26 protein-coding genes are annotated in these 26,766 nt (G+C 63.4%); 15 read left to right on the plus strand and 11 right to left on the minus strand.

The window, feature by feature from the left end:
• The first annotated feature begins 216 nt into the window (after positions 1–216).
• From BT173_RS04945 to BT173_RS04970, 6 genes are all read left to right on the plus strand, one after another.
• The gene (locus BT173_RS04945) at positions 217–2,586 is read left to right on the plus strand and encodes a 3-hydroxyacyl-CoA dehydrogenase/enoyl-CoA hydratase family protein (RefSeq protein ID WP_072427513.1); all 2,370 of its coding nucleotides are present in this window, start codon (positions 217–219) and stop codon (positions 2,584–2,586) included.
• 245 nt (positions 2,587–2,831) lie between these two features.
• Positions 2,832–4,037: an acetyl-CoA C-acyltransferase gene (locus BT173_RS04950; RefSeq protein WP_072427514.1), complete on the plus strand. Its 1,206-nt coding sequence runs from the start codon at positions 2,832–2,834 to the stop codon at positions 4,035–4,037.
• Positions 4,038–4,170: 133 nt separating this feature from the next.
• Positions 4,171–4,737 (plus strand): chalcone isomerase family protein, encoded by a 567-nt coding sequence (locus tag BT173_RS04955; RefSeq protein ID WP_072427515.1) that lies wholly within the window; start codon positions 4,171–4,173, stop codon positions 4,735–4,737.
• 172 nt (positions 4,738–4,909) lie between these two features.
• Complete coding sequence (locus BT173_RS04960) at positions 4,910–5,362, plus strand: low molecular weight protein-tyrosine-phosphatase (RefSeq protein WP_281247341.1); 453 nt, start codon at positions 4,910–4,912, stop codon at positions 5,360–5,362.
• Between the two features lie 81 nt (positions 5,363–5,443).
• Entirely contained in the window at positions 5,444–6,733 is a 1,290-nt protein-coding gene (locus BT173_RS04965) for an NCS2 family permease (protein ID WP_072427517.1), read from the plus strand.
• 72 nt (positions 6,734–6,805) lie between these two features.
• The gene (locus BT173_RS04970) at positions 6,806–7,351 is read left to right on the plus strand and encodes an adenine phosphoribosyltransferase (RefSeq protein WP_072427518.1); all 546 of its coding nucleotides are present in this window, start codon (positions 6,806–6,808) and stop codon (positions 7,349–7,351) included.
• Between the two features lie 72 nt (positions 7,352–7,423).
• On the opposite strand, the gene BT173_RS04975 is transcribed toward BT173_RS04970, so the two are convergent.
• Complete coding sequence (locus BT173_RS04975; protein ID WP_072427519.1) at positions 7,424–7,960, minus strand: isochorismatase family protein; 537 nt, start codon at positions 7,958–7,960, stop codon at positions 7,424–7,426.
• 187 nt (positions 7,961–8,147) lie between these two features.
• Here BT173_RS04975 and BT173_RS04980 point away from each other — a divergent pair, with 187 nt between their 5' ends.
• On the plus strand, positions 8,148–8,753 hold the full coding sequence (locus tag BT173_RS04980) for a TetR/AcrR family transcriptional regulator (protein ID WP_072427520.1): 606 nt from the start codon (positions 8,148–8,150) through the stop codon (positions 8,751–8,753).
• Between the two features lie 65 nt (positions 8,754–8,818).
• On the opposite strand, the gene prmB is transcribed toward BT173_RS04980, so the two are convergent.
• Entirely contained in the window at positions 8,819–9,724 is a 906-nt protein-coding gene (gene prmB / locus BT173_RS04985) for a 50S ribosomal protein L3 N(5)-glutamine methyltransferase (RefSeq protein WP_072427521.1), read from the minus strand.
• A gap of 177 nt (positions 9,725–9,901) precedes the next feature.
• On the opposite strand from prmB, the gene BT173_RS04990 reads away from it, so the two are divergent.
• Entirely contained in the window at positions 9,902–11,335 is a 1,434-nt protein-coding gene (locus tag BT173_RS04990) for a DEAD/DEAH box helicase (protein ID WP_072427522.1), read from the plus strand.
• Positions 11,336–11,391: 56 nt separating this feature from the next.
• Positions 11,392–11,847 carry a YiiD C-terminal domain-containing protein gene (locus BT173_RS04995; RefSeq protein ID WP_072427523.1) on the plus strand — a complete coding sequence of 152 codons (456 nt, stop codon included), beginning with the start codon at positions 11,392–11,394 and terminating at the stop codon, positions 11,845–11,847.
• Here the strand turns inward: BT173_RS04995 and BT173_RS05000 are convergent.
• Positions 11,844–13,013, minus strand: coding sequence for an HD-GYP domain-containing protein (locus BT173_RS05000; RefSeq protein WP_175545554.1), 1,170 nt, complete (start codon positions 13,011–13,013; stop codon positions 11,844–11,846). The genes BT173_RS04995 and BT173_RS05000 overlap by 4 nt on opposite strands.
• A gap of 79 nt (positions 13,014–13,092) precedes the next feature.
• Here BT173_RS05000 and BT173_RS05005 point away from each other — a divergent pair, with 79 nt between their 5' ends.
• Positions 13,093–15,552, plus strand: coding sequence for a heavy metal translocating P-type ATPase (locus tag BT173_RS05005; protein ID WP_072427623.1), 2,460 nt, complete (start codon positions 13,093–13,095; stop codon positions 15,550–15,552).
• 5 nt (positions 15,553–15,557) lie between these two features.
• Positions 15,558–15,719: a cbb3-type cytochrome oxidase assembly protein CcoS gene (gene ccoS, locus BT173_RS05010; RefSeq protein WP_072427525.1), complete on the plus strand. Its 162-nt coding sequence runs from the start codon at positions 15,558–15,560 to the stop codon at positions 15,717–15,719.
• 69 nt (positions 15,720–15,788) lie between these two features.
• Here ccoS and BT173_RS05015 read toward each other — a convergent pair whose 3' ends face one another.
• Positions 15,789–15,941: a DUF3149 domain-containing protein gene (locus tag BT173_RS05015; protein ID WP_072427526.1), complete on the minus strand. Its 153-nt coding sequence runs from the start codon at positions 15,939–15,941 to the stop codon at positions 15,789–15,791.
• Positions 15,942–16,050: 109 nt separating this feature from the next.
• Here BT173_RS05015 and chrA point away from each other — a divergent pair, with 109 nt between their 5' ends.
• Positions 16,051–17,406, plus strand: a complete 1,356-nt coding sequence (gene chrA / locus BT173_RS05020) for a chromate efflux transporter (protein WP_072427527.1) — start codon at positions 16,051–16,053, stop codon at positions 17,404–17,406.
• 107 nt (positions 17,407–17,513) lie between these two features.
• Here the strand turns inward: chrA and BT173_RS05025 are convergent, their stop codons facing one another.
• Both BT173_RS05025 and BT173_RS05030 read right to left on the minus strand, forming a co-directional pair.
• A complete protein-coding gene (locus BT173_RS05025; protein WP_072427528.1) occupies positions 17,514–18,875 on the minus strand; it encodes an aspartate aminotransferase family protein in 1,362 nt (453 codons plus the stop codon).
• A 12-nt stretch (positions 18,876–18,887) separates the two neighbouring features.
• Positions 18,888–20,225, minus strand: a complete 1,338-nt coding sequence (locus BT173_RS05030) for a glutamine synthetase family protein (protein WP_072427529.1) — start codon at positions 20,223–20,225, stop codon at positions 18,888–18,890.
• Positions 20,226–20,445: 220 nt separating this feature from the next.
• Here BT173_RS05030 and BT173_RS05035 point away from each other — a divergent pair, with 220 nt between their 5' ends.
• Positions 20,446–21,096 (plus strand): GntR family transcriptional regulator, encoded by a 651-nt coding sequence (locus BT173_RS05035; RefSeq protein ID WP_072427530.1) that lies wholly within the window; start codon positions 20,446–20,448, stop codon positions 21,094–21,096.
• 21 nt (positions 21,097–21,117) lie between these two features.
• On the opposite strand, the gene BT173_RS05040 is transcribed toward BT173_RS05035, so the two are convergent.
• Positions 21,118–22,554, minus strand: a complete 1,437-nt coding sequence (locus BT173_RS05040; RefSeq protein ID WP_072427531.1) for an aminotransferase-like domain-containing protein — start codon at positions 22,552–22,554, stop codon at positions 21,118–21,120.
• Positions 22,555–22,746: 192 nt separating this feature from the next.
• On the opposite strand from BT173_RS05040, the gene BT173_RS05045 reads away from it, so the two are divergent.
• Positions 22,747–22,929, plus strand: a complete 183-nt coding sequence (locus BT173_RS05045) for a hypothetical protein (protein ID WP_072427532.1) — start codon at positions 22,747–22,749, stop codon at positions 22,927–22,929.
• On the opposite strand, the gene BT173_RS05050 is transcribed toward BT173_RS05045, so the two are convergent.
• Entirely contained in the window at positions 22,926–23,426 is a 501-nt protein-coding gene (locus BT173_RS05050) for a DNA-deoxyinosine glycosylase (RefSeq protein WP_072427533.1), read from the minus strand. The two genes, BT173_RS05045 and BT173_RS05050, sit on opposite strands and share 4 nt — an antisense overlap.
• 96 nt (positions 23,427–23,522) lie before the next feature.
• Positions 23,523–24,617 (minus strand): DNA polymerase IV, encoded by a 1,095-nt coding sequence (gene dinB / locus BT173_RS05055; RefSeq protein WP_072427534.1) that lies wholly within the window; start codon positions 24,615–24,617, stop codon positions 23,523–23,525.
• Positions 24,618–24,896: 279 nt separating this feature from the next.
• Between dinB and BT173_RS05060 the strand changes: the two genes are divergently transcribed.
• Positions 24,897–25,448, plus strand: a complete 552-nt coding sequence (locus tag BT173_RS05060) for an REP-associated tyrosine transposase (RefSeq protein WP_072427624.1) — start codon at positions 24,897–24,899, stop codon at positions 25,446–25,448.
• A 64-nt stretch (positions 25,449–25,512) separates the two neighbouring features.
• Here the strand turns inward: BT173_RS05060 and BT173_RS19230 are convergent, their stop codons facing one another.
• Together BT173_RS19230 and BT173_RS05065 are read right to left on the minus strand one after the other, a co-directional pair.
• Positions 25,513–25,833, minus strand: a complete 321-nt coding sequence (locus BT173_RS19230; protein ID WP_139256046.1) for a hypothetical protein — start codon at positions 25,831–25,833, stop codon at positions 25,513–25,515.
• A 68-nt stretch (positions 25,834–25,901) separates the two neighbouring features.
• Complete coding sequence (locus BT173_RS05065; RefSeq protein WP_072427535.1) at positions 25,902–26,744, minus strand: AAA family ATPase; 843 nt, start codon at positions 26,742–26,744, stop codon at positions 25,902–25,904.
• Between the last annotated feature and the right edge of the window lie 22 nt (positions 26,745–26,766).

Raw genomic sequence — 26,766 nt, forward strand, 5'->3', positions numbered from 1 at the left:
TCTGGCCAGTGCGGGGTCTATTCCCGCGCTGGCTTTTTTGCTTTTTGTGTTGAAAAACAGACGGTAATGCCAAGCTGGGAAAATTCAATGGCACAATGTGATCAGCGTATCGAGCAAGCGCTTGAATAAAACGAACGTTTGCATTAGTGTCTACACTGATTTTCTCGTGGTTGAATTTTGCGAGCCCCCGATCGACTCCCTACATCGAGGAACACCATGTCCCAATCCAAATTCATCGTCCGCAAGGTAGCCGTACTCGGCGCCGGCGTGATGGGTGCGCAGATTGCTGCCCACCTTGCCAACGCCAATGTGGAAGCCATTCTGTTTGATCTGCCGGCCAAGGAAGGCCCCAAGAGCGGTATCGCGCTGAAAGCCATCGAAGCGCTGAAGAAGCAGAACCCGGCTCCGCTGGCCTCCAAGGCCCGTGCTGATTTCATTACCCCGGCCAACTACGATGAGCACCTGCATCTGCTCAAGGATTGCGACCTGGTCATCGAGGCGATTGCCGAGCGCATGGACTGGAAGCTGGGCCTGTACGAAAAGGTCGCCCCGCATCTGGGCGCCAACACCATTTTCGCCACCAATACCTCGGGCCTGTCGATCAATAAGCTGGCTGAAGGTACGCCGGAATCGATGCGCGCGCGCTTCTGCGGCATCCACTTCTTCAATCCGCCGCGCTATATGCATCTGGTGGAAATCATCCCCTGCGTGACTTCTGACGCCGCCATGCTCGACCAGCTGGAAGGCTTCCTGGCCACCACGCTGGGCAAGGGCGTGATCCGCGCCAAGGACACCCCGAACTTCGTCGCCAACCGCATCGGTGTGTACTCGATGCTGGCCGCCATCCACAACGCCGAGAAGTTCGGTATCCGCTTCGACATTGTCGACGACCTGACCGGCCCGCGCCTCGGTCGTCCGAAGTCGGCCACCTTCCGTACCGCTGACGTGGTCGGCCTCGACACCTTCGCCCATGTGGTGAAGACCATGCAGGACACCCTGCCGAACGACCCGTGGCATGCGCTGTTCCAAAGCCCGGTCTGGCTGCAGAAGCTGATCGAAGCCGGCGCCCTGGGCGCCAAGAGCAAGGTTGGTATCTACAAGCGTGAAGGCAAGACCAAGCTGGTGCTCGATCCGGCCGCTGGTACCTATGTGGAAGCCAATCAGAAGGGCGACGACGCGGTCAAGGAACTGATGAAGATCAAGGATCCGGGCAAGCGTCTCCTCAAGCTCAAGGAATCCGCCAATCCGGAAGCCCAGTTCCTGTGGGCCTGCTTCCGTGATGTGTTCCACTACATCGCTTTCCACCTCGACACCGTGGCCGACAATGCCCGCGATGTCGACCTGGCCATCCGCTGGGGTTTCGGCTGGAACGAAGGTCCGTTCGAAACCTGGCAGGCCGCTGGCTGGAAGCAGGTTGCCGAATGGATCAAGGCCGATATCGATGCCGGCAAGACCATGGTGAACGCGCCGCTGCCGGCCTGGGTGTTCGAACGCGAAGGCGTGCACCAGCCGGAAGGCTCGTTCAGCGCCAGCAAGAACGCGCTGGTGCCGCGCTCCACGCTCGACATCTACCAACGTCAGCTCTTCCCGGCCCAGTTGGTCGGTGAAGCTGCCCCGGTGTACGGCGAGACCGTATTCGAGAACGAAGGCGTGCGCGCCTGGACCTCGGGCGACGGCGTGCTGGTGGTGACCTTCCTGTCCAAGGCCCATGCCATCGGCCCGGCCGTGCTGGAAGGCATCAACAAGTCCATCGATATCGCTGAAGCCAAGTTCAAGGGCCTGGTGATCTGGGCGCCGGAAGAACCGTTCTCGGTTGGTGCCGATCTGTCGTCCATGCTGCCCGCCTTCATGGCCGGCGACTGGGCCAGCATCGAGAAGATGCTGAGCGACTTCCAGGCCATGACCATGCGCCTGCGCTACAGCCAGATCCCGGTAGTGGCCGCAACCAAGGGTTATGTGTTCGGTGGCGGCTGCGAAGTCTGCCTGCATGCCGACCGCGTGGTTGCTCACCTGGAAAGCTATGTCGGCCTGGTCGAAGTGGGCGTGGGCCTCTTGCCTGGCGCCGGCGGCACCAAGGAATTCGCCCTGCGCGCTGCGCAAGAGGCGCGTGGTGATGTGTTCGCCGCGCTCAAGGACCGCTATATGTCCATCGCCACCGCCAATGTGGCCAAGAGCGCTGAAGAAGCCAAGCAGATCGGCTTCTTCCGTGACTCGGACGTGATCGTGTTCAACCAGTACGAACTGCTCTACGTGGCCAAGCAACAAGCACTGGCCCTGGCCGAGTCGGGCTACCGTGCCCCGCTCAAGGTCAAGGGCTTTGCCGTGGCCGGTCGCGCCGGTGCCGCATCGATCAAGGGTTCGCTGGTCAATATGATGGAAGGCGGCTTCATCTCCAAGCACGACTACCATATCGGCGCGCTGATCGCCGACATCATCACCGGTGGCGATGTGGAAGCCGGAACCCTGGTGGACGAACAGTGGATTCTCGACCTCGAGCGCAAGGGCTTCCTGTCCCTGCTCAAGAACGAGAAGACCCAGGAACGTATCGCCTACATGCTGCAGAACAACAAGCCGCTGCGTAACTAAGCCTGTCACTAAGGCGTGCAGCGTGGCTTTAGCGGTGAGCGAAGGCCCCGGCAAAGCCGGGGCTGAGGCGGCGGGGCAGGGTGGTCAGGGCTTAGTTACCCTGTTTCAACCCGACTCCCCCGCCCTCGCCGCCGCGAGGGAGCCTCGCTGGCGCTCGATAGCGCACCGTTCGCTCGGTGCGTCGACACTAAGACTGAATTTCTGGCTGTGTAGTCCGGGCGTGGCCCGGAAACAGGAGAATTGAAATGACCAAGCAAGTTCAAGAAGCCTACATTGTTGCGGCGACCCGTACGCCGGTAGGCAAGGCCCCGCGCGGCATGATGCGTTTCATCCGCCCGGATGACATGCTGGCCCACACCATCCGTGAAGCAATGGCCCAAGTGCCGACGCTGGATCCGGCTTTGGTGGAAGATGTGATTGCCGGCTGTGCCTTCCCGGAAGCCGAACAAGGCCTGAATATGGCCCGTATCTCGGCCCTCTTGGCCGGTCTGCCACACACCACCGGCGGCCTGACCATCAACCGCTACTGCTCGTCCGGTATCAATGCCGTGCAGATCGCCGCCGACCGCATCCGTATGGGTGAGGCCGATGTGGTGATCGCCGGTGGCGCTGAGTCGATGTCGCTGGTGCCGATGATGGGTAATAAGGTTTCCCTGAACCCGGAAATCTTCGCCAAGGACGAGAATGTCGGCATCGCCTACGGCATGGGTCTGACCGCGGAGAAGGTTGCCCAGCAGTGGGGTGTGTCGCGTGAAGATCAGGACGCCTTCGCGGTCGAATCCAACCGTCGTGCGATTGCAGCCATCGAAGGCGGCGAGTTCACCCAGGAAATCAGCCCGATCGAGGCGATCTACCGCAACCCTAACCTGTCCACCGGTGAAGTTGAGATCATCAAGAAGATCCTGACCACCGACGAAGGTCCGCGCGCCGGCACCAGCATGGAAGGTCTGGCCAAGCTGAAGACCGTGTTTGCGGCCAAGGGCTCGGTGACTGCTGGTAACTCCTCGCAGATGTCGGACGGCGCTGCTGCCGTGGTCATCGTGTCCGAGAAGATCCTCAAGCAATTCAACCTGGTGCCGCTGGCCCGCTATGTTGGCTTCGCCGTCAAGGGCGTGCCGCCGGAAATCATGGGTATTGGCCCCAAGGAAGCGATTCCGGCCGCGCTCAAGGTGGCGGGCCTCAAGCAGGACGACATCAGCTGGATGGAACTGAACGAAGCCTTCGCCGCACAGGCTCTGGCGGTGATCCGCGATCTGGGCCTCGATACCAGCAAGGTCAACCCGCTAGGTGGTGCGATTGCTCTCGGCCACCCGTTGGGTGCCACCGGTGCGATCCGTACCGCGACCCTGGTGCACGGCATGCGCCGTCACGGCCAGCAAGGCAAGTACGGCATGGTGACCATGTGTATCGGTACCGGTATGGGTGCCGCCGGCATCATTCAGTCGCTGTAAAGCAAGCTTGTCGCATCCTGAAGGCCGGTTGGGCAGCTTTGCCCGCCGGCCTTTTTGCCGAGCGCTTGCTTCGGCTATGATGCGAACAGATTTCAGGCGGCCCCGGCTGCGAACCCAGAGACGGAGAGACAGAATGAAAAAAGCAGTAGCCCTACTACTGATGACGGCCAGCATGGTCGTCGGTGCTGCCGAAATTGGCGGCGTCAAGCTGGAGGACAATCTGAAGGTCGGCGGTAGCGATCTGCAGCTCAATGGCGGCGGCGTGCGGGTGAAGTTCGGCATCGCCAAGGTCTATGTCGGCGCGCTGTACACCGCGCAGAAGACGGCTGATGCGAATGCCGTGATCAGTGCCACCACGCCGCGTCGCATGCAGATCAGCATGCTGCGTGATGTGGCTGCGGAAGACCTGCATTCCTCGTTTATCGACGGCCTGGAGGACAATACCAGCAGCGCGGAATTCGCCGGCTTCAAGCCGCGTATCCAGGAAATGAATGCGATCTTCCAGTCGGTGAAGGAAGTGAAGAAGGGCGATGTGATTGCGCTGGATTTCATCCCGGGCAAGGGCACCCAGATCACTGTGCGCGGCCAGGTCAAGGATGTGATCGCCGGCGATGATTTCGCCCGTGCCCTCCTCAAGATCTGGCTGGGTGGCAAGCCCGCCAGCAGCGATCTGAAGAAGGGCCTGCTGGGCAGCAAGTAAGCTCGGCCGCGAGGCAAAACAGAAAGCCACCCACGCGGTGGCTTTTTGTTTGCCCGTGCCGGCCCAGAGCGCTTGCTTGGCTGGCTATGCCGACGCGCGCCGAAGTGCTAAAGTTCGGCCCCTTCGAGGGTTGTCAGCCGGGAGTAAGCAATTGAGCAGCAAGGGGAAAAGCGTGTTGTTCGTCTGTATGGGCAATATCTGTCGTTCGCCCACAGCCGAAGGCGTATTCCGCGAGCGGGCGGCCGTGGCCGGGCTCGAGCTGCTCATTGATTCGGCCGGCACCCATGGTTACCACGCGGGTGAGGCGCCCGATCGACGCTCGCAAAAGCATGCACTGCGGCGTGGTTATGATTTGTCGCGCCAGCGCGCGCGCCAGGTGAAGGCGGATGACTTCCAGCGCTTCGATCTGATCCTGGCCATGGACCAGCACAATCTGGCCGTGCTGAAGGACAAATGCCCGCCCGAGCAGCAGCATAAGCTCAAGCTCTTGCTCAGCTATGGTCGGCTCGACCCGCAAGGCGAGGTGCCCGACCCCTATTACGGCGGTGACGCCGGCTTCGAACGTGTGCTCGACCTGATTGAGGATGCGGCCGACGGTCTGGTGAGCGCGCTGCGCCAGCCCTGACTTGCGGGCCGCAGAGCGGCCAGCCATAACACAGCAGTTTTGCCGATTTCTTTTATTTCATAACGCTCAGGGGATCCATCCATGCTCGAAACGCTGTTCAAGCTGCGTGAGCACGGCACCAATGTGAAGACAGAGGTGCTGGCCGGCTTTACCACCTTCCTTACGATGGCCTACATCATCTTCGTCAACCCGGCCATCCTGTCCGAGACGGGTATGGACTTCAAAGCGGTATTCGTGGCGACCTGTATCGCTGCGGCGCTTGGTTCGGCGGTGATGGGCCTGGTGGCCAACTACCCGATTGCACTGGCGCCCGGCATGGGTCTGAATGCCTATTTCACCTTCAGCGTGGTCAAGGGCATGGGCGTGAGCTGGCAGGTGGCGCTAGGCGCCGTCTTCCTGTCTGGCGTGATCTTCATGGTGGTCAGCCTGTTCAAGGTGCGTGAGGCCATCGTGAATGCGATTCCGCACTCGCTCAAGCTGGCCATCTCGGCCGGTGTGGGCCTGTTCCTGGCCATCATTGCGCTGAAGAACGCCGGCATCGTGGTGGCCCATCCGGCCACCCTGGTCACCCTGGGCAATGTCCATGACCCCAAGGTGCTGCTGGCCATCTTCGGCTTCCTGCTGATCCTGGCGCTCGAGTACCGCAAGGTCACCGGTGGCGTGATCATCGGCGTGCTGGTGGTGACCGTGCTGGCCATCCTGCTCGGCTATCAGCAGTTCAATGGCGTGTTCTCCATGCCGCCCAGCATCGAACCGACCTTTATGCAGATGGACCTGGAAGGCGCGCTGACCGCCGGCCTGTTGGGCGTGGTGTTCGTGTTCTTCTTTGTTGATCTGTTCGATACCACCGGCACCCTGGTGGGCGTTTCGCACCGTGCCGGCCTGCTGGATAGTGAGGGCAAGCTGCCGCGTCTGAAGAAGGCGCTGATGGCCGATTCGACCGCCATCGTGGCCGGCGCTGCGCTTGGCACCTCCAGCTGCACCGCCTATGTGGAATCGGCCGCTGGCACCGCCGTGGGCGGCCGCACCGGCCTGACCGCCGTGGTGGTGGCGTTGCTCTTCCTGGCCGCACTGTTCCTGTCGCCGCTGGCTGGCGCCGTGCCGGCTTATGCGACCGCGCCGGCCCTGTGCTACGTGGCGGTGCTGATGGCGCGCGGCCTGGCCGAGATCAACTGGGACGACCTGACCGAGTCGGCACCGGCTGTCATCACCGCGGTGGCCATGCCCTTCACCTTTTCGATTGCCGACGGCATTGCGTTTGGCTTTATCAGCTATGCGGGCCTGAAGCTGCTGGCTGGGCGCCACAAGGACATCTCGCCAGCGGTGATCGTGATCGCCGGGCTGTGGATTCTGAAATTCGCGCTGTTCTGAGCCTAAGCTGATCCAGCTGGCGCGAGTGCCGCAGCCGCGGCGCTCGCGCGTTTTATTTCCAGAGACCTTCTTATGCTGCTCGACCCTGTTTCCTATATCCGCGACCGCATCCGTACCGTGCCCGACTGGCCGCTGGCTGGTGTGCAGTTCCGCGATATCACCCCGCTGCTGCAGGACCCAAAGACCTTCCGTGTGCTGGTCGATCTGTTCGTACACCGCTATATGGACCAACAGATCGATGTGGTGGCCGGTGTCGATGCGCGCGGCTTCATCCTCGGTTCGGTGATTGCCTATGAGCTGAATCGTGGCTTTGTGCCGGTACGCAAGAAGGGCAAGCTGCCCTTTACCACGGTGGCGGAGGAATACGAGCTCGAGTACGGCTCGGCGACCGTCGAACTGCACTCGGATGCGATTCACGCCGGGCAGCGCGTGCTGCTGATCGACGATCTGGTCGCCACGGGCGGCACCATGATTGCCGCTGCCAAGCTGATCCGTAAGCTGGGTGGCGAGGTGATCGAGGCGGCGGCGATTGTCGATCTGCCTGAGCTCGGTGGTTCCCAGCTTGTACAGGCGCAGGGCATTCCTCTGTTCACTGTGTGCGACTTCGCAGGGCACTAGCCAGCCGTCGCTTCATTCGCTTCATCCATGCAAAAGGGGCCTTGCGGCCCCTTTTTTCTTGTGTGTGACGCGCTACCAGCCCACGGCCGCCGGCATGGCCGGTTCGTCGCGTAGTACTGCCAGCAGTTCGGCCGTGGGCAGGACTTCGATGACCTGGCCTGGGGTGACCAGCTCGGCCAGCACGCTGTTGTAATGCTCGACAATGCTCTCGGCGCGCAAGGCGCCACGGTCGAAAGCCAGGTGGGCGTCACTGGCCAGGATCAGGTCAAAGCCATTGGCCAGGGCGCGCTTGGCGGTGGCATCAATGGCGCTATCGGTACCGGTGCCGCATAGGACGATGCTGTGTACGCCCGCCTCGCGCAGCTGGCGCGCCAGGCCCGAGCCGGCGAAGGCGTCGGTGCCATAGCGGCGCAGCACCTGCTGGCCCTTGCCGGGTGAAGCGCTCAGGTCGGCGCGCTCCAGCGCGTTCTCCACATGGAACACTCTCTCGCCCGCTTCACTGAAGCCACGTACCAGCGCCTGAATACGTTCGCTCACCCGCGCAGCCTGCCCGACAGCAGACACGCCTTGCCATTGCAATCCATCTACAACTACCAGGGCCCAGGTCATGATGCGCTCCATTTAGCAGATCGGTCGGCGATCAGTGTTAGGGCTGTGACAGCACATCTGAACTGATCGGTTTCGATGTGAGACTAGTTAGTATCATTTGGACTGTCAAGTTTCAAAACGAGACTGAAGCGGCTAGAATGCGGATTGTCAGTCCAGCAGGGCCGTCAGCGATGGAGAATAGACGCGCATGGAAGCCACCACCTTTCGTCAGAAAATGCAGATTGCCCGTGAGGATGCCATCCTCAGCGCGGTGAATACGCTGCTGGCCAGCAAGGGCTTCGAAGCCATGACGGTGGATGATGTCGCCGCCGAAGCCGGTATCGCCAAGGCCAGCCTGTACCGGCATTTCCCGTCCAAGGAAGACCTGGCTGCCGCGGCCATGGCGCGCATGCTGGATGAGGTGCTGGCGCTGTGCGCGAGCCTGCCGGCCGAGCAGGATGAGGTGGACAAGCTGAAGGCGGTCGCGCACTGGGCCATGTTTAGCCAGCTCGCGGGCACCATGCCTTCGCTGCCACATGCGAACTCCTCGCTGGTGGCAACCTTGTCACGCAACGAGGCCTATCTGCAGCGGGTGTTCAAGCTCAGCGACTGCATGGGCGAGTGGATTGTGTTGGCGCAGGAGAAGGGCAGCTTGAATGCCGCGCTGCCGCCGCAGCTGATCCTGTACAACCTGTTTGCCCGCGCCTGCGACCCAGTGCTGGCTGTACTCAAGGCTACCGGCGGCTATAGCGATGCCGAGGTGGTCGAACTACAGTGGCAGGCCTGTTTTAGCGGCCTGGGCGGCAAAGCCTGAGCTGGATTGTTAGCAAAAAAACGGCCGCGATGCGGCCGTTTTTACTAGCTGCTACCTGCCGGAGCTTAGAAGCCGGCTTCCAGCAGCTGCTCGCGGGTCAGCAGAAAGACGAAGCCATCGCCCGAGCTGGTGTCCAGCCAGGTGAATTCCAGCTCCGGGTACTGTGGCTCCAGTACGGCGCGGTTATGGCCGATCTCCACCACCAGCACGCCATGCGGATTCAGGTACTGGCTGGCCGTCTCAATGATGATGCGGGTGATGTCGAGGCCATCTTCGCCGCTGCCCAGCGCGAGTTCGGGCTCGTGCAGATATTCCTGCGGCAGGGCGGCAACCGAGGGGGCGTCCACATAGGGTGGATTGGAGATGATCAGGTCATAGCTTTCGCCCTCGACCGCGCCGAACAGATCGGAAGGCAGCAGGCGCACGCGTTGCTCAAGCCCATAGTCACACACATTGATGGCGGCCACGGCCAGCGCATCCTCGGACAGATCGACTGCATCGACCTCGGCATCCGGATAGTGCTCGGCCAGCAGGATGGCCAGGCAACCCGAACCCGTGCACAGATCGAGCGCGCGGTGCACGAGCTCCGGGTACTCGATCCATGGCTCCAGCGCCGTAGGCAGCAGTTCGGCGATAAACGAGCGCGGCACGATCACCCGCTCATCCACATAGAAGCGATATGGCCCGAGCCAGGCTTCCTGGGTCAGGTAGGCGGCTGGCTTGCGCGTGGTAACGCGAGCTTCGATCAGTGCCAGCGTGCGCGCAATCTCCTCGGGCAGCAGGCGCGCATCGAGGAAGGGTTCCAGCTGTTGCAGCGGCAGGTGCAGGCTGTGCAGGACCAGATAAGCTGCCTCGTCCCAGGCACTGCCATTGCCATGGCCGAAGAAGAGCTTGGCCTCGCTAAAGCGCGACACGGCGAAGCGCAGCAGGTCGCGGACGGTGAACAGGTGTTGGGGGGCAGCGGTAAACATGGTGGGCGAATGGGGGAGGGCGCAAAGCGCGCATTCTATCCGGAGCGGGGCGGTGCTGCTGTTTTTACGCGGAAAATCCTTTGGAATTCGCGGCTTAGATTTGCAGTATCAGTCTTCCCGCGTATAGTGCGAACCTCACGGGCGTCAGGCCCGTTTTTGTCTTGGAGATTCACCCGCATGTCATTTGACAGCCTCGGCTTGCATGCCGAGATTCTGCGCGCCGTGCTCGATTCCGGCTACACCGAACCTACGCCGGTGCAAGCCCGCGCCATTCCTGTTGTCCTGTCCGGCCGCGACGTGCTCGCGGGTGCCCAAACCGGCACCGGCAAGACGGCGGCCTTTACCCTGCCGCTGCTGCACAAGCTGCAACCCTATGCGAATACCAGCGCCTCACCGGCGCGCCACCCGGTACGCGCGCTGATCCTGACCCCGACGCGCGAGCTGTGCGATCAGGTGTTCGACAGCGTGGTCACCTATAGCAAATACCTGCCCATCCGCGCCACGGCCGTGTTCGGCGGCGTGGACATGAAGCCACAGACCGAGTCGCTGCGTCGTGGCTCGGAAATCGTGGTCGCCACGCCGGGCCGCCTCTTGGACCATGTGCAGGGCAAGACCATCAATCTGTCCCAGGTGGAGATGCTGATCCTGGACGAAGCCGACCGCATGCTGGACATGGGCTTCATCCTCGATATCCGCAAGATTCTCAGCCTCCTGCCCGCGCATCGCCAGACCCTGCTGTTCTCGGCCACCTTTGCGCCCGAGATCAAGAAGCTGGCCGAGGATTTCATGCGCTCGCCCGAGACGATCGAGGTGGCGCGCCGCAATGCCACCAATGAATCGGTCGAGCAGCATATCCATAGCGCCGAAGCCGGCAATAAGCGCCGCGTGCTCGCCCACCTGATCCGCCATCACGATATGCAGCAGGTGATCGTGTTCACCCGCACCAAATTGATGGCCGACCGTCTGGCGCGTGAACTCAAGCGCGATGGCTTCAACTGCGAAGCGATCCATGGTGACCGCACCCAGCAGTCGCGCCTCGAGACGCTGGCTGCCTTCAAGGAAGGTACCTTGCGCGTGCTGGTGGCCACCGATGTCGCGGCGCGCGGCCTCGATGTGTCGGAGCTGCCCTTCGTGGTCAACTTCGAGATGCCCACCAATCCGGAAGACTATGTGCACCGCATTGGTCGTACGGGTCGTGCCGGCGCCTTAGGGATTGCCATCTCCCTGGTCAGCCCGGAAGAGGACAAATCGCTGGTGCTGGTGCGCAAGCTGACCAATAAGCCGCTGGAAATCAGCGAAGTGCCTGGTCAGATGGAGTTTGGCCGCCCGCGCGAGCGCAGCAATGGCAGCAGCGCAGCGCCAACCGCCCCGCGCGAATACCGTGAATCCTATGAGCCGCGTGAATCGCGCGAGCCACGTGCACACCGCGAAAGCGGCCGCCGCGTAATCGAGCAGGTGGAAACCCCGCTGGTGGAAGGTCGTCGCCGCAATCACGACGCCGCTCTGGGCGGTCGCGTGGCCGGCAGCGTGCATCGCTTCCACCATGGCCGCGAAGTGGTGCGCGAGGTGCCAGCCTTGCTGCTGCCACCGCGTTACACGGTCAGCAAGTAAGTCGGCAAGTTAAAAGGGCGTGCGCATAGCACGCTCTTTGCATTTGGGAATTCAGCATGCAGAAAGACTGGCAAACCCTGCTGCACGCAAGCATTCCGCTTGCGCAAGCCATGCAGGTCCGCGTGCAGGCACAGCCCGATGGGCGGCTGGCGCTGACCGTGCCGCTGGCACCGAACCGGAATGATAAGGGCACGGGCTTTGGTGGCAGCTTGGCCACGCTGGCAACCTTGGCTGGTTGGGTGGAAACCCAGCGCCAGCTCGATCAGGCCGGCTTGGGCGAGGGGGTGGAGATCGTCATCCAGCGTGGCGAGACCGAGTACCTGCTACCCGCCGAGGCGGACTTTTGCGCCTGCGTGCTGCCTTTAACTGCCGAAGACAGCGAACGCTTCTGCCGCCTGTTTGCGCGGCGTGGCCTGGCCCGGCTGACGCTGCAGGTGGCGCTGTACTGCGGCGAGCTGCTGGTGGCGCGCTTTCGCGGCGACTACGTGGCCAAGCGCGCCGACGGCACTTAGCCGCGGTAGGCAGCGCGCCCGCCCCAGATCGCTTCCATATTCACATAGGCCGACAGCTGCTTGGGGTCGACAGTTTCCTTGATGGCGAACTGGTCGATGCCAGTATCGCGTGCAATCGCCAGCGACAGCTTGTGGCCATCGGCACTGAGAATGCTCTTCACCTGCGGCGTGCTGACCTTGCTGCCCGCGCGCGCCACCACGCCGATTTCGCCATTGGCCAGCCTGACCAGCATGCCGGGTGGGAAGATGCCCAGGGTCTTGATGAAGTGGGCTGCCAGGTTCTGGTCCACCGTCTTGCCGCGTTCGAGCAGAATGCCCTTCAAGGCCACATTCGACGCCACCGCCGGGCGGTAGGAGCGCGGCGTGACGCGTGCGCAGAACAGGTCGGCCAGCGCCACGATGCGTGCGCCCTCGCTGATCTGTTCTTCCCAGAGCCCGCCCGGATAGCCGCTGCCATCCAGACATTCATGATGCTGCTCGACCGCGGCCAGCCAGATCGGATCATCCACACCGGCTTCGCGTAGCATATCGGCGCTCATCATCGGGTGGCGCTCGAGGCGACCGCGCTGCGATGAGGTTAGCGGGGTGGTCTGCTCCTTGAGCTGGTCCTGGAATTCGATCATGCCCAGGTTCATGGTCAGCGCGGCACAGACGATGGAGCGCGTCTCGGCGGCGGGCTTTTCCAGCGAACGGCACACCAGCGCGCTGACGATGGCCGCATTGACCATATGGCGGATCGCATACTTGCCCTCCTGGCGCAGCAGGATCATGGCAATCGCCACATCCGCATCACTCTCGCAGGCCACCACTACGGCATCGGCCAGCTCGCCGACCTTGCTGCTCAACCAGCGGCCATGCACGCTGCGGTCGAGCTGGGTCACCATGGCGTCGAGCTTGCGCCGCGCACTCATCAGCACACCGACGGTCGATTCGGGCTTATGGTCTTTCTGCAGCTCGCGTGAGCGTGCCTCGCGCCATTCCTGGCGGCTTTTCAGCAATTCCTGCTTGTCGGCATACAGGCCCATATTGATCAGGCGGGCCAGCAGCGCTTCATTGGTGATGATCTTGCCCTTGGGGATCAGCACCTTGCCGGCTTCGTCATGCAGGTGCCAGAGAACCCGGTCGCCTGCTACCAGGTCGGCCGTGGTGACGCGTTCGAATTCCATCGGGTGTTCCAGTTGATTCGCATCAGATAGTGCAATGATAGGCCCGGTCGGCCCACCGGTGAGCGGTAGAATGCGCGCCATGTCTGCGCAATCCTGTTTTCACTGTGGCGAAAAGGTCGCACCGGCCGATCTCGACCCGCCCCGTTACCCCGTCAGCTACCGTCAGCAAGTGCAAGCCACCTGCTGTGCCGGCTGCCAAGCCGTGGCGCAAACCATTCTGGCCGCTGGGCTGGACAGCTACTACACCCAGCGCGACAAGCCGGCCGAGCGCGCTGCGCCCCTGCCCGACGAGTTGCTGCAGCAGATGCAGCTGTATGACGCGCCCGAGTTGCAGGCCAGCTTCGTGAAAGCCGAGCCGGGCGAGGTACGCGAAGCGGCACTGATACTGGAAGGCATCAGCTGCGCGGCCTGCATCTGGCTCAATGAACGCCAGATCGGCCGCTTGCCCGGCGTGCTGGCGGTCAGCATCAACTACACCAGTCATCGCGCGCGCGTGCGCTGGGACAACCGCCGCGTGCAGCTGTCGCAGATCCTTGCCGCGGTGGCCGCCATCGGCTACCGCGCCCACCCTTACGATGCCGAGCGCCAGGATGCGCTGCACCAGCAGGAGCGCCGCCGTGCGCTGACCCGGCTGTGGGTCGCCGGTCTGTCCATGATGCAGGTGATGATGCTCGCCTACCCGGTTTATGTGGCCGAGCCGGGCGAGATCAGTGCGACCTGGCTGGGCCTACTCAATTGGGGCAGCCTGCTGCTGACCCTGCCGGTGGTGCTGTATGCCTGCCAGACCTTCCACCAGGGCTTCTGGCGCGATCTACGCCGGCGGCGCGTGGGCATGGATGCACCGGTGGTGATCGGCGTCTGGGCGGCCTTTCTGGCCAGTTGCCTCGCGACGATGACCGGGCGGGGCGAGGTGTATTTCGACTCGGTATCCATGTTCGTCTTCCTTTTGCTAGGCGGGCGCTATCTGGAAGGCATGGCGCGCCGCAAGGCCGGCGCGGCGGCCGAGTCGCTGGTCAAGCTGATTCCTGCATTCGCGCACCGTCTCGACAACTACCCGGCCAGCCGGCAAAGCCAGGAGACCCCGGTGGCCAGCCTGAAGCTGGCCGATATTCTGTTGGTCAAACCAGGCGAGCCGTATCCGGCCGATGCCGAGGTGCTGGAAGGGCAGGGCAGTGCCGACGAGGCGCTGCTGACCGGCGAAGCACGCCCGGTGGTCAAGACGGTGGGGGATGCGGTGATTGGCGGGGCGATCAATCTGGATGCGCCACTGATCGTGCGTGTGAGCCACCTTGGTCAGGAAACCCGCCTTGCTGCCATCGTGCGCCTGCTCGACCAGGCGCTGGCCGAGAAACCGGCCCTGGCCCAGCTGGCCGACCGCATTGCCGGCTGGTTCGTGCTGGCCCTCTTGCTGGTGGCCGCCGCCGCCTATCTGTTCTGGCACTGGCACGATCCGGCCCATGCGCTGCCGATTACCGTGGCGGTGCTGGTGATCTCCTGCCCCTGCGCGCTATCGCTGGCCACCCCGGCCGCGCTGACGGCCGCCACCGGCCGCCTGGCGCGCGCTGGCCTGCTGGTTACGCGCGGCCATGCGCTGGAGACCCTGGCCAAGGTCAGCGATGTGGTGTTCGACAAAACCGGTACGCTGACCTTTGGCCAACCGCGCCTGTTGGCGACACTGGCCTTTGACACGCAGCGGGAGACCGAACTGCAGGCACTGGCCGCCTTGCTGGAGGCGGCGTCCGAGCACCCGATTGCCCTGGCACTGCGCACGGCCAGCGCGCCGGCCGAGCTCGCGGTCAGCGACTACCGCAACTACCCGGGCGGCGGGGTGGAGGCCGCGGTAGGCGGTCAGTGCCTGCGCCTGGGTCGGCCGGATTTCGTGGCCGAGTTCTGTGCCGCGCCGCAGCCCGCCGCTCTGGCCGATTGGCAGGCCGAGCACACCGTGGTCTGCCTGGCCAGCGAACAGGCCTGGCTGGGGGCGTTTGCCCTGGGCGACCAGATCAAGCCGGATGCGCAAGCCCTGCTGGCCGCCTTGCCCGGCCTGCGCACCCATGTATTGAGCGGCGATGCGCTCGGGCCGGTGCAGGCAGTGGCCCAGCAGCTCGGTATCGCCGAGCTGCGCGCGGCGGCGCTGCCGGCCGACAAGCTCGCCTATGTGCAGGCGCTGCAGGCCGAGGGGCGCCGCGTGCTGATGGTTGGGGATGGCATCAATGACGCGCCGGTGCTGGCGGCGGCCGATGTGTCGGTGGCGGTCGGTGGCGGGGCGGAGGCCGCGCAGGCGGCCGGCGATCTGGTGCTGGTGGGTAATCTGGCCGTGCTGGCCGAGGGCTGGCGCGTGGCGGCCCAGACCCAGCGCATCATCCGCCAGAACCTGCTCTGGGCTCTTGGCTACAACCTGGTGGCCCTGCCGCTGGCCCTGGTCGGCTGGGTCACGCCGTGGCTGGCCAGCCTGGGTATGGCGGGCAGCTCGCTGCTGGTGGTGCTCAATGCGATTCGCCTGGCCGGGCCAAGCCGCCAAGTGCAAAAACAGCGAGAATAGCGCGCATGGAAAGTCTCTATCTCTTGATCCCGCTCTCCGTGTTGATCGCGGGCATTATCGGCGTGCTGTTCTGGTGGGCCGGCCGTGATGGCCAGTTCGATGATCTGGAAGGCCCTGGCCATCGCATCCTGCATGATGACGATACGCCGCCGCAGGACCCGTCTTAAGGCATTGGCGCTCCCCAAAAAACAAACCCGGCCTGTGGCCGGGTAGCAGCTAGCCGGGGCGCTTACTGCTTACTGCTTGCGCTTTTGCTCGGCCTCGGCGCTCAACACATGCTGGCGCACATACCAGGCCAGATAGCTGGCCATGCCGATGATGAAGCCGATGGTGATCAGGCTGAGGATGCCGATATCGGTGGTAAACAGGTCGGTCAGCGCGACGTTCATGGTAGCCTCCAGAGGGTTAAGTGCTTGAGCCCATTACACGCCTGTCGCGCCTCGCTCACTTTGATCAAGGTCAAGCGGCCCGCATCCCGTCCTCTTTCTTCTGCTTCCCATGTCCGCACCCATCGCTGAGCAAAACCTCACCCAGGCCCCAGCCCCGGTCAGCTTCTGGCAGGCATTTCTATTCTGGCTCAAGCTCGGTTTCATCAGCTTCGGCGGCCCGGCCGGCCAGATCGCCATCATGCATGCCGAGTTGGTCGAGCGGCGGCGCTGGATTTCTGAACGCCGTTTCCTGCATGCGCTCAACTATTGCATGCTGCTGCCCGGCCCCGAGGCCCAGCAGCTGGCCACCTATATCGGCTGGCTCATGCATCGCAGCTGGGGCGGCGTTGTGGCCGGTGCGCTGTTCGTCCTGCCCTCGCTGCTGATCCTGATCGTGCTGTCCTGGCTGTATGTGGCCTGGGGTGATCTGCCGCTGCTGGCCGGCCTGTTCTTCGGCATTAAACCGGCCGTCACCGCTATCGTGCTGCAGGCCGCGCACCGCATCGGCGGGCGGGTGCTCCGGCATCGCTGGCTGTGGGCGATTGCCGGCGCGGCCTTCCTGGCTATCTTTGTGCTCCATCTGCCTTTCCCGCTCATCGTGCTGGCGGCCGGCCTTATTGGCTATCTGGGCGGGCGCTATGCGCCGACGGTGTTTGCCGCCGCGGCGGGACATGGCCCGGCCCGGCATGACTATGGTGCGGCGCTGATCGATGACCACGGCCCGCGCCCCGCGCATACCCGGTTTCGCTGGGGGCGGCTGGCCTGGCTGATGGCGATCGGGGCGGCGCTGTGGTGCCTGCCCATGGCCTGGCTCACCCTGCAGCTCGGTTGGCAGCATGCTTACACCCAGATGGGCTGGCTCTTTACCAAGGCGGCGCTGCTGACCTTCGGCGGCGCCTATGCGGTGCTGCCCTATGTGTTCCAGGGGGCGGTCGGTCACTATGGCTGGCTGAGCGCTGGGCAGATGATGGATGGACTGGCGCTGGGCGAGGCCACCCCCGGCCCGCTGATCATGGTGGTGGCTTTCGTTGCCTTCCTGGGCGGCTACCAGCAGGCGCTGCTTGGGCCGGACGCGCTCTTCCTGGCCGGTGCGCTGGCGGCCTGCCTGGTGTGCTGGTTCACCTTCCTGCCGTCCTTCCTGTTTATCCTGCTCGGTGGTCCACTGGTGGAAAGCACCCATGGCAAGCTTGGCTTCAGCGCGCCGCTCACCGCCATCAGTGCCGCCGTGGTCGGTGTCATCCTCAATCTCGCGCTGTTCTTTGCCTACCACCTGTTCTGGCCGCAGGGTTTTGCCGGCCAATTTGATGCGCCCTCGGCCTTGATCGCCTTCGGCGCAGCCGTGGCCCTGTTTGGCTTCAAGCGCGGGGTGATCGAGGTGCTGGGCGCCTGCGCACTGCTGGGCTTGCTGATACGGCTGGCGCAGTAAGCACGGCTAACAGCCCCTTGCTGGCCGGGTGGTACCGGTGCAGCCTTGGGTAGCTGGCATGAAAACGGCCGGGCAAGGCCCGGCCGTTGCTTGTGGCTCTGTCGTGCTTAGGCCACGGTTTCGGCCACGAAGTCGGCGAAGCAGCTGATCAGCTTGTACACATCGGTCGCCGTGGTGTCCGGGCAGACCAGGATCATATTGTGGAAGGGCGTGATTAGCTGGCCACGGTTGAGCAGGTAAAGATGGATGATCTGCTCCAACTCGCTATCCAGAATCTGCGCAGCCTCGCTGCCATTGCGCGGCGGCGTGGTGCAGAACTGGAACTCGGTGCGAGCACCGACCTGGGTCACGCACCAGGGCAGCTGATAGCGCGCAATCACTTCACGCAGGCCGCTGGCCAGGCGCTCGGCCAGCTGAAACATATGCGCATAGGCGGCCTCGGTCATCACCTCGGCCAGATTGGCGCGCATGGCAGCCATGCTCAGCATATTGGCGGTCAGCGTGGTGCCGATGCCGGAGTGGCCGGGTGGTGCACTCCGCTTGGCTGCCTGCACGCGCTGCGCCAGCTCGGCGCTGAAACCATAGGCCGCACAGGGCACGCCACCGCCGATCGGCTTACCGATCACGAAGATGTCGGGCTGCAGGCCAAAAGCCCGCGTATAGCCGCCCACACCGGTGCTGATGGTATGGGTCTCGTCGATGGCCAATTGGCTGCCATGGCGGCGGATCAGCGCCTGGGCGGCCTCCCAGTAGCCCGGGTCGGGCAGCACCATGCCGATATTGGTCAGCGCCGGCTCGGCCAGCACGCAGGCCACGTCGCCGTCCTGCAAGGCGGCTTCCAGCGCCGCCAGATCGTTGAATTCCACCACCTTGGTGTACTGCTTGAGGTCGTAGACCTGGCCGAGCAGGCTGTCGCGCTGCACCGGCGCACCATCGATCAGGTCGACGAAGACATCGTCCACCGTGCCGTGATAGCAGCCGTTGAAGATCAGCACCTTGCTGCGCCCGGTGGCGGCGCGCGCCCAGCGGATCACGAAGCGGTTGGCATCCGAGGCGGTCATGGCGAACTGCCAGTAGGGCAGCCCGAAGCGACGCGCCAGCTCGCTGGCTACCCATGGCGCATCTTCGGAGGGCAGCATGGTGGTGAAGCCCTTCTGCGCCTGGGCCGCCAGCGCCCGGCCGACCGGCTCGGGCGCATGACCAAACATGGCGCCGGTATCGCCGAGGCAGAAGTCCACATACTCATGCCCATCCACATCGCGAAAGCGCGCGCCCTTGGCCGCTTCCACATAGAGCGAAAACGGCGTGGACCAGTCATTCATCCAGTGCATGGGCACGCCGAACAGCAGGTGCTGGCCCGCCTGAGCCGACAGGTCGCGCGAGCGCGGCATCTTGGCGGCGAAAGCGCTGCGTTCGCGTTGCAGTACGGCCTGCGCCTTGTCCCAGTTCAATCCGTGACGGTGTGTCATGGTCTTCCTCCTTCAAACATGCAGCTGTAGGTGTTCGCGTTCCCAGGCGGTAATGCCGCGGTTGAAGGTCTCGAATTCCTTCTCCTTCACATTGCAGAAGGCTTCCACGAACTCGGTCCCCAGCACTTCCTGCAATGCCTCGCAGGCTTGCATCAACTCCACCGCATCTTCCAGGCTGCGCGGTAGCTCGTAGTCGAGGCTGTAAGCGCTGTCACTCATCGGCTCGGAGGGCTGCAGTTTTTCGACCATGCCGAGGTAGCCGCAGGCCAGGGTGGCGGCCATGGCCAGATAGGGGTTCACGTCCACGCCGGGGACCCGGTTTTCTAGGCGGCGGGCCGCCGGCCCGGAGTTCGGGATGCGAATGCCGCAGGTACGGTTGTCGTAGCCCCAGCGCACATTGATGGGGGCGGCGGTGTGGCGGCTCAGACGACGGTAGCTGTTCACATAGGGGGCAAACATGGGCATGGCCTGCGGTAGATATTTCTGCATGCCGGCGATATGGCTGAAGAACAGCTGCGAGGCAGTGCCGTCCGCATTGGAGAAGATGTTCTCTCCGCTCTGGATGTCCACGATGCTCTGGTGGATATGCATGGCGCTGCCGGGTTCGTTCTCCATGGGCTTGGCCATGAAGGTGGCGAAAATCTTGTGGCGGTAGGCGGTCTCGCGTACGGCGCGCTTGAACAGGAAGACCCGGTCGGCCAGATCCAGAGCGTCGCCATGGGAGAAGTTGATCTCCATCTGGCCCGCGCCCACTTCATGAATCAGGGTCTCCACGCCCAGATTGGCGGCTTCACAGAACGTCGACAGTTCCTGAAAGAAGGGATCGAAATCATTCACCGCGTCGATGGAAAAGCTTTGCCGACCCACCTCAGTACGGCCAGCGCGACCCACCGGGGGGCGTAGTGGCTCATGCGGATTGCTGTTCTGCGCAATCAGGTAGAACTCCATCTCGGGCGCCACCACCGGGCGCCAACCCTTGTTCTCGTAAAGCTTGAGCACCTTGCGTAGCACGGCGCGCGGTGAAATGCCGACATGGCGACCATCGAAATCCTGGCAGTCGTGAATGACGACCGCGACCTGCTCGATGGCCCAGGGCACCATGCGGATGGTGTTGGCATCCGGCACACAGACCATGTCCGGATCGTTGGCGCCGGCAAAGCGTTCGTAGTCAGCGAATTCGCCGTTTACCGTCAGCATCAGCGCGGCCTTGGACATCTTCATGGTGTCCTCGGCCAGAAACAGATTGCGTGGAACGATCTTGCCGCGCGCTACGCCGGTCATGTCGGGAATAACGCATTCCACTTCGTGAATCTGGTGTTCCTTGAGGAACTGGACGAGCCGTTCGTTCATGTTGTGCTCCTGCGCTGCACTGGATTTGATCGGATGTTCGATCGGTGGTGTGACGCTCAATCCGGAAGTCGAATACGCTCAAGTAATTACGCATGTTTTGCAACTCCTGAGTTTCGAGTTAACGCTAGAATTTGATCATATATTGCCATTTGAATGAGTGTCAACATTTGATCAAATGTTCGGTATCATCCCACCATCCCTAACGGCATGTGGAAGCGCCATGAAGACCACCGGCAGTGCGACCTTGCAGGACGAGACCTACCAGACCATCAAGCAGTGGCTGTCGGTGGGCAAATTCCTGCCCGGTGAGCGGCTGAAGATCAAGGCGCTGGCGACCGAGCTGGCCGTGAGCGAAATGCCGGTACGTTCCGCATTGCAGAGGCTGGCGGCCGAAGGGGCACTACAGAACGTACCCAACTGCGGCGTAACCGTGCCACGTCTTAGCCGCAGCCAGTTCAACGACATCCTGCAAAACCGCCTGCTGCTGGAAGGCGAAGCGGCCGAGCGCGGCGCGCAGAACCTCAGCGAGGCCGAGCGGGCCGAGCTGATTGACTTGAGTGAGCGGATGGCCGTGGCGATTGCCGGCCAGGATGTAAAGGCCTATCTGGATGCCAACGAGCGCTTTCACCTTGTGCTCTACCAGGCCAGCGGCTCCCCGCTCTTGCTGCAGCTGATCGAGACGGTATGGCTGCAGGTGGGGCCGATCTCGAACCAGCTGCATGGCGACCCGCATGTGTGGGCGCAGATGAACGATGCGCATGCCGAGGTGCTGCAGGCCTTGCAACGGCGTGATGCGGCCGGTGTGCGGCGCGGTATCGAGCGTGATCTGTTCTGCGCCGGCCAGTATCTGCGCACCTTGTGCAGTGCTTAGCCGGGCTCGGTTGAAGGCGGCTCAGGTTGTTTCCGCCAGCTCGTCGAGCAGGCTGTAGGCGAGCCGGCCGATCAGGCGCAGGCCTTCCTCGATCTGCGCGGTGAGCGCAAAGCCGGCATTCAGGCGCAGGCAGTTATTGAAGCTGCTGCCCAGGCTGAACAGCGCACCTGGGGCGAAGCTCTGTCCCTGGCAGCGCGCACGGCGCTGCAGCTCAGTGGCATCCAGCTCGCGTGGCAGTTCCAGCCAGAGCAGAAAGCCGCCCTCGCCGCAGGCCACGCGCGTGCCGGGCGGGAAGTGTGCATACACGGCGCGGCGGTAGGCCTGCATATTCGCGGCCAGCTGGCTGCGCAGACGGCGTAGCGAGCGTTCGAACTGCCCGCTGGCCAGCATGCCGCTCAGTGCGTGCTGGATCAGGGCCGGAATCGGCTCGCCATGTACGGTGCGGCTGGCTGCCAGGGTCAGGCGCTGCCGGCCGGCGGCGATATAGCCGACATTGAAACCGGGGCTGATCACCGCGCTGAAGTCGCTGCAGTAAAGAATATTGTCGTGCCGGTCCCAGGCCTTGACCGGCTTGGGGCGCTGGCCGTTATGGGCGAGCTCACCAAAGGTATCGACCTCGATCAGCGGCACGCCCAAGCGCTGGGCCAGCTCGGCCAGGCGCGCCTTGTCCGCATCGCTGAGCAGGCTGCCGGTGGGGCTGGGGAAGTTCACATTCACGATGCAGGCCGCCACCCGGTTATGGCGCAGCGCAAAGTCGAGCGCATCGAGCGACAGGCCGTTGCATGGGTGGGCAGGAATCTCGAGTACCTGCAGGCCATGCCCTTCCAGCATCTCCAGCGTGCGCAGCGGGCCGGGCGTGGCAATCGCCACCACATCGCCGGGCCGGGTCAGCACGCGCAGGCACAGGTCGAGCGCCTCGGTATCACCATGGGTGAGCACGATCTCGTCCGGGTGGAAATCGCAGCCCAGCAGCAGCGAGCGGCGCGCAATCTGCTCGCGTAGCGGTGCATCGCCCTCGTAGGACGCGCGCAGCAGAATCTGCTCGTCGCGCTGCAAGGCCTGCACCAGCAGCTTGCGCAGCGCCTGGGTGGGCGCCAGCCCATCATCCAGTGCCGACATGCCCAGTGGCGTCTGACCACATTGATGGGCGAATTCGATGACCAGCTTGCGGTGGCCGGCCAGCGCAATCGGCTGCGGCAGGCCGGGTTCCGCACATTGCTCGGGCTGGGCAAACTGGCGCAGCGCGCTGCGCACGAAAAAGCCCAGCCGTGGCCGGGCTTCGATCAGGCCGGCATCCTCCAGCAGGTGCAGTGCATGGGTAACGGTGGCTGGGCTGGCGGTGTGCAGCTCGCACAGCTGGCGCACCGAGGGCAGCCGATCGCCCGGCTGCAGAATACCCTTGCGGATGCGGGCGCTCAGCGCATCGGCCAGCGCCTGGTAGCGGTTTGTTGCATGCATGGCGGCTCTCCGTGTTGGACGCATGATACGGGCCGGCCGCTGCGCGGTATCGACACAGCAGGGCGCGACATCGATAGGCACAGTGCCAGAAAAACCTGTTCTGTCACCATGCAGATCGCTGAACCTTGCATCTAACCGGCACAGCGGCCCAAGCCTAGAGTAGCGCTACCCACTCAGGCTCAGGAGGCCAGCATGTTCCAAGCGCTCTCTCACTATTTTCATCGCGTTGCCGTCGTACACGCGGCGCCCGCCTGCCGCGACTACAGCCTGTGCGCCTGCCCCGAGCAGACCTTCTGCCTGCAGGATGCACGCCCCGAACACCTGCGCGAGCAATGGCAGACCCGCCGCGCCGCGCTGCTCGGGCATGGCATCTAGGCAGCGCTCAGGCTGGCGCGCAAGGCCTGCCAGACAGCCAGCTTCTGGCTCAGCGCCAGTGTGTGGGCGGGGCTGGAGGAGGGCAGGGTATGAATCGTGTAACGCGGTGCCAGCGCGCCGAGTTGGCGCAGGCCGATGGCGGCCGCCTTCTGGCCATTGAAGGCCAGCGCGCCCAGCGCCGGCAGCTCGGCCAGCAGGCCAGCCAGATCATTGCCCTGCACGGCGCGGATATCGCTATCCAGGCTGCCGCTACGCTGCGCCTCGGCCACCACATCCCATAGGCCGATGCCGTGCGCGAGCAGCAGCGCCAGGCGCTCGGCATAGGGCAGGGCGGCCAGCTCCTGCCCGAGCACCCCGCCCAGCAGGCGCCAGAACTGGTTTTGCGGATGCGCATAGTAGCGCCCAGCCTGCAAGGACGCCTCGCCCGGCAGGCTGCCGAGAATCAGCAGGCGGGTGTCGGCATTCACGACGGGGGCAAAGCAGCGCTTGGTGAGCATGGTGTGGCTAGGGCGGAGTGTGAACGGGGCGGCCAAGGCTAGGCCGAGCACGCTGCCAGCGTCAATCCGCCCAGGCTAAGGCAGGCAGCGGATGCGTCAGGGCTCGCCAGGCTCTGGTGCAAACAGATTGAGCTGGCGCGCGGCGCCAGGCGCCTCGTCCTCGTAGCGAAAACCCACGCCCAGCAAACGCACCGGGCGCTGGCGACGTTGCCAGCCTTCCTGCAGCAGCGCCTGCCAGATGCTGGCATCGGGCGCGCTGCTGATGCATTCCACCGTGGTATGGCTGAAATCGTCGAAGCGCAGCTTGACGAAGGCCTTGTGCGGTCGGCCCGCGTCGCGCGCCTTGCCTTGGCGCTGGTGCAGGTCGTCGATTAGCGCCTGCAGCTCGGTCCAGCAGGCGGCCAGGTCGGCCAGGTCGCGCACATAGGTGGTCTCCACCGACAGCGAACGGCGCGGCTGATCGTTGCTGACCGGGCGCTCGTCGATGCCGCGGCATAGCTCGAACAGGCGCTGGCCGAAGCGGCCGAAATGCTGGACCAGCTTCGCCAGCGGCCAGTCGCGCAAGTCGGCACAGGTCTGCGCACCCAGCTCATTGAGCTTGGCCGCCGTCACCTTGCCCACACCGAACAGCTTGCCCACCGGCAGGGCGGCCACGAAGGCGTCGGCATCGCGCGGGCGCACCACGAACTGGCCATTCGGCTTGTTCCAGTCGCTGGCCACCTTGGCGATGAATTTATTCGCGGCAATGCCGGCCGAGGCGGTAATGCCCACCTCGGCCGCAATCCGCGCACGGATTTCTGCGGCAATGCGGCTGGCGCTGCCCTGGTGATGGGGCGAAGCGCTGACATCCAGATAGGCCTCATCCAGCGACAAGGGCTCGATCAGCGTGGCGTAATCGGCATAGATCGCATGAATCTGGCGCGACACGGCGCGATACACCTCGAAGCGTGGCGGCAGCAGCACCAGGGTCGGGCAGCGCTTGAGTGCCTGGCTGGAGGCCATGGCCGAGCGCACCCCAAAGGCCCGTGCCGCGTAATTGCAGGTGGCCACTACCCCGCGCGACTCGGGCCGCCCACCTACCGCCACCGGCTTATCGCGCAGGCTGGGGTCGTCACGCATCTCGACCGAGGCATAGAAGCAGTCGCAGTCGATATGGATGATCTTGCGTTGAACAGGGGGCGTGGCCGCCATGGGCAGAAAACGAGGTCTGGTGAACGAACGTATTCTCGCGCGACCGGCGCGTATCGCCAAGCGGGGTAAGGTGAGAGGTGAGATGTGTCGCGCTGTCTACCCCACATAGCGGTGACTCAGCGGGCGATGAAGGCGGCCAGCACGGCGAGGCACAGCAGAATGGGCAGGCAGAACAGTACGAGCTCGATTTTCCGTCCTCGGCTAGCCGGTGTCGGCATCAGCATGAGAGCCAGTGGGTAGGGTGGGCAACTTGTTGCCCACGCAGCTATGCTCACCCGCATGTCCTATTACCGCCGCGCCAATACGCCGGGCGCCAGCTACTTTTTTACCGTGGTGACCTACCAGCGCCGCCATTTTCTTTGCGACAGCGATGTGCGCAGCGCCTTGCGCGAAGCGATTCAAGCCACCCGTATCCAGCAACCATTCCGCATCGACGCCTGGGTGCTGCTGCCCGACCATCTGCATGCCATCTGGACCTTGCCACCCGGTGACGCCGACTTCGCCTCGCGCTGGGGCAAGATCAAACGCTACGTCGCCTTACGTTGCGGCGAACGCCTGCATCAAACCGAGCGGATGAGCGCATCCAGGCACAAGCATCGGGAATCAACCCTCTGGCAACGCCGCTATTGGGAACATCAGATCCGCAATGAACAGGATATGGCGCATCACCTCGATTATCTGCATTTCAATCCGGTCAAACACGGTTTGACCGTGCAGGTAGCAGATTGGCCCTATTCTTCATTTCACCGTTATGTAAAAGCGGGAAAATATGCGCCGGATTGGGGTGGTGAGAGCCGGTTGAATGTGCCGGGTCAGCGATTTGGTGAGTGATCTTGCGTGGGCAACAAGTTGCCCACCCTACTTGGCTGCCCTGCCTACGCCACAAGGCTGTGATTTAGCGGGCGATGAAGGCGGCCAGTACGGTGAGGCAGAGCAGAATGGGCAGGCAGAAAAGTGCGAGCTCGATTTTTCGTCCTCGGTTAGCCGGTGTCGGTATTAGCAAGAGGGCCAGTGCGTTGATGCCGGCTGCTGCAGCCAATAAAAGACCAACAATCATCAGCCAGACCAATCCATCGCCAATGCCCGAACCCACACAGGCCACATTCGCGCAGCCTCGATTGGCGCCTGACGAATTTCCCCACAGCGACCAGAGTGGCGCCAGCAGCAAGCAGAAATAAGACAGGCCGCGTAGCAAGCTGCCTAAATGTTCTCGCATTCAGTGGTTCCCTGCGTTTTGTGGGCAGCTAGGTAGGTGGGAGCCCTGCTGCCCAACCACGTCCATGATTAGCGATTGCGCACCATCTTCACCAATCGCTCGAACAGATGCACATCCTGCTCATTCTTCAATAGCGCGCCGGTCATCGGTGGCAGGCCTTCGCCTTGTTTGAGTGCGCTGGGCGGTACTTGATCGGCCAGCAGCAGCTTCAACCAGTCGATCAGCTCGCTGGTGGATGGCTTCTTCTTCAGGCCGGGCATTTCGCGCAGCGCGTAGAACAGCTCGAGCGCTTCGGCCAGCAGCGCTTCGTGCAGCTTGGGGAAGTGCACGTCCACGATCTGGCGCATGGTGTCCTTGTCGGGGAAGCGGATGTAGTGGAAGAAGCAGCGGCGCAGGAAGGCGTCGGGCAGTTCCTTCTCGTTATTGCTGGTGATGATGATGATGGGACGATGGCGCGCCGTCACGGTCTGGCGCGTTTCGTACACATCAAAAGCCATGCGGTCGAGTTCGCGCAACAGGTCGTTGGGGAATTCGATATCGGCCTTGTCGATCTCGTCGATCAAGAGGATGGCGCGCTGCTCGCTTTCGAATGCCTCCCACAGCTTGCCGCGCACGATGTAGTTGGCGATATCGTTGACGCGCGGGTCGCCGAGCTGGCCATCGCGCAGGCGTGATACGGCATCGTATTCATACAGGCCCTGCTGGGCCTTGGTGGTGGACTTGATATGCCAGGAAATCAGCGGCGCATTCAGGCCGCGGGCGATTTCCTCGGCCAGCAGGGTCTTGCCGGTGCCCGGCTCGCCCTTGATCAAGAGCGGGCGCTGCAGGGTGATGGCGGCATTAACCGCCAGCAAGAGGTCAGGCGTGGCGATGTAGTGGTCGGTACTGGTGAAGCGAGTGGTCTGGCTCATGGGGCATCCTTATCCGAATGCC

The organism is Chitinimonas taiwanensis DSM 18899 (genome assembly GCF_900119825.1).
Lineage (GTDB): Bacteria > Pseudomonadota > Gammaproteobacteria > Burkholderiales > Chitinimonadaceae > Chitinimonas > Chitinimonas taiwanensis.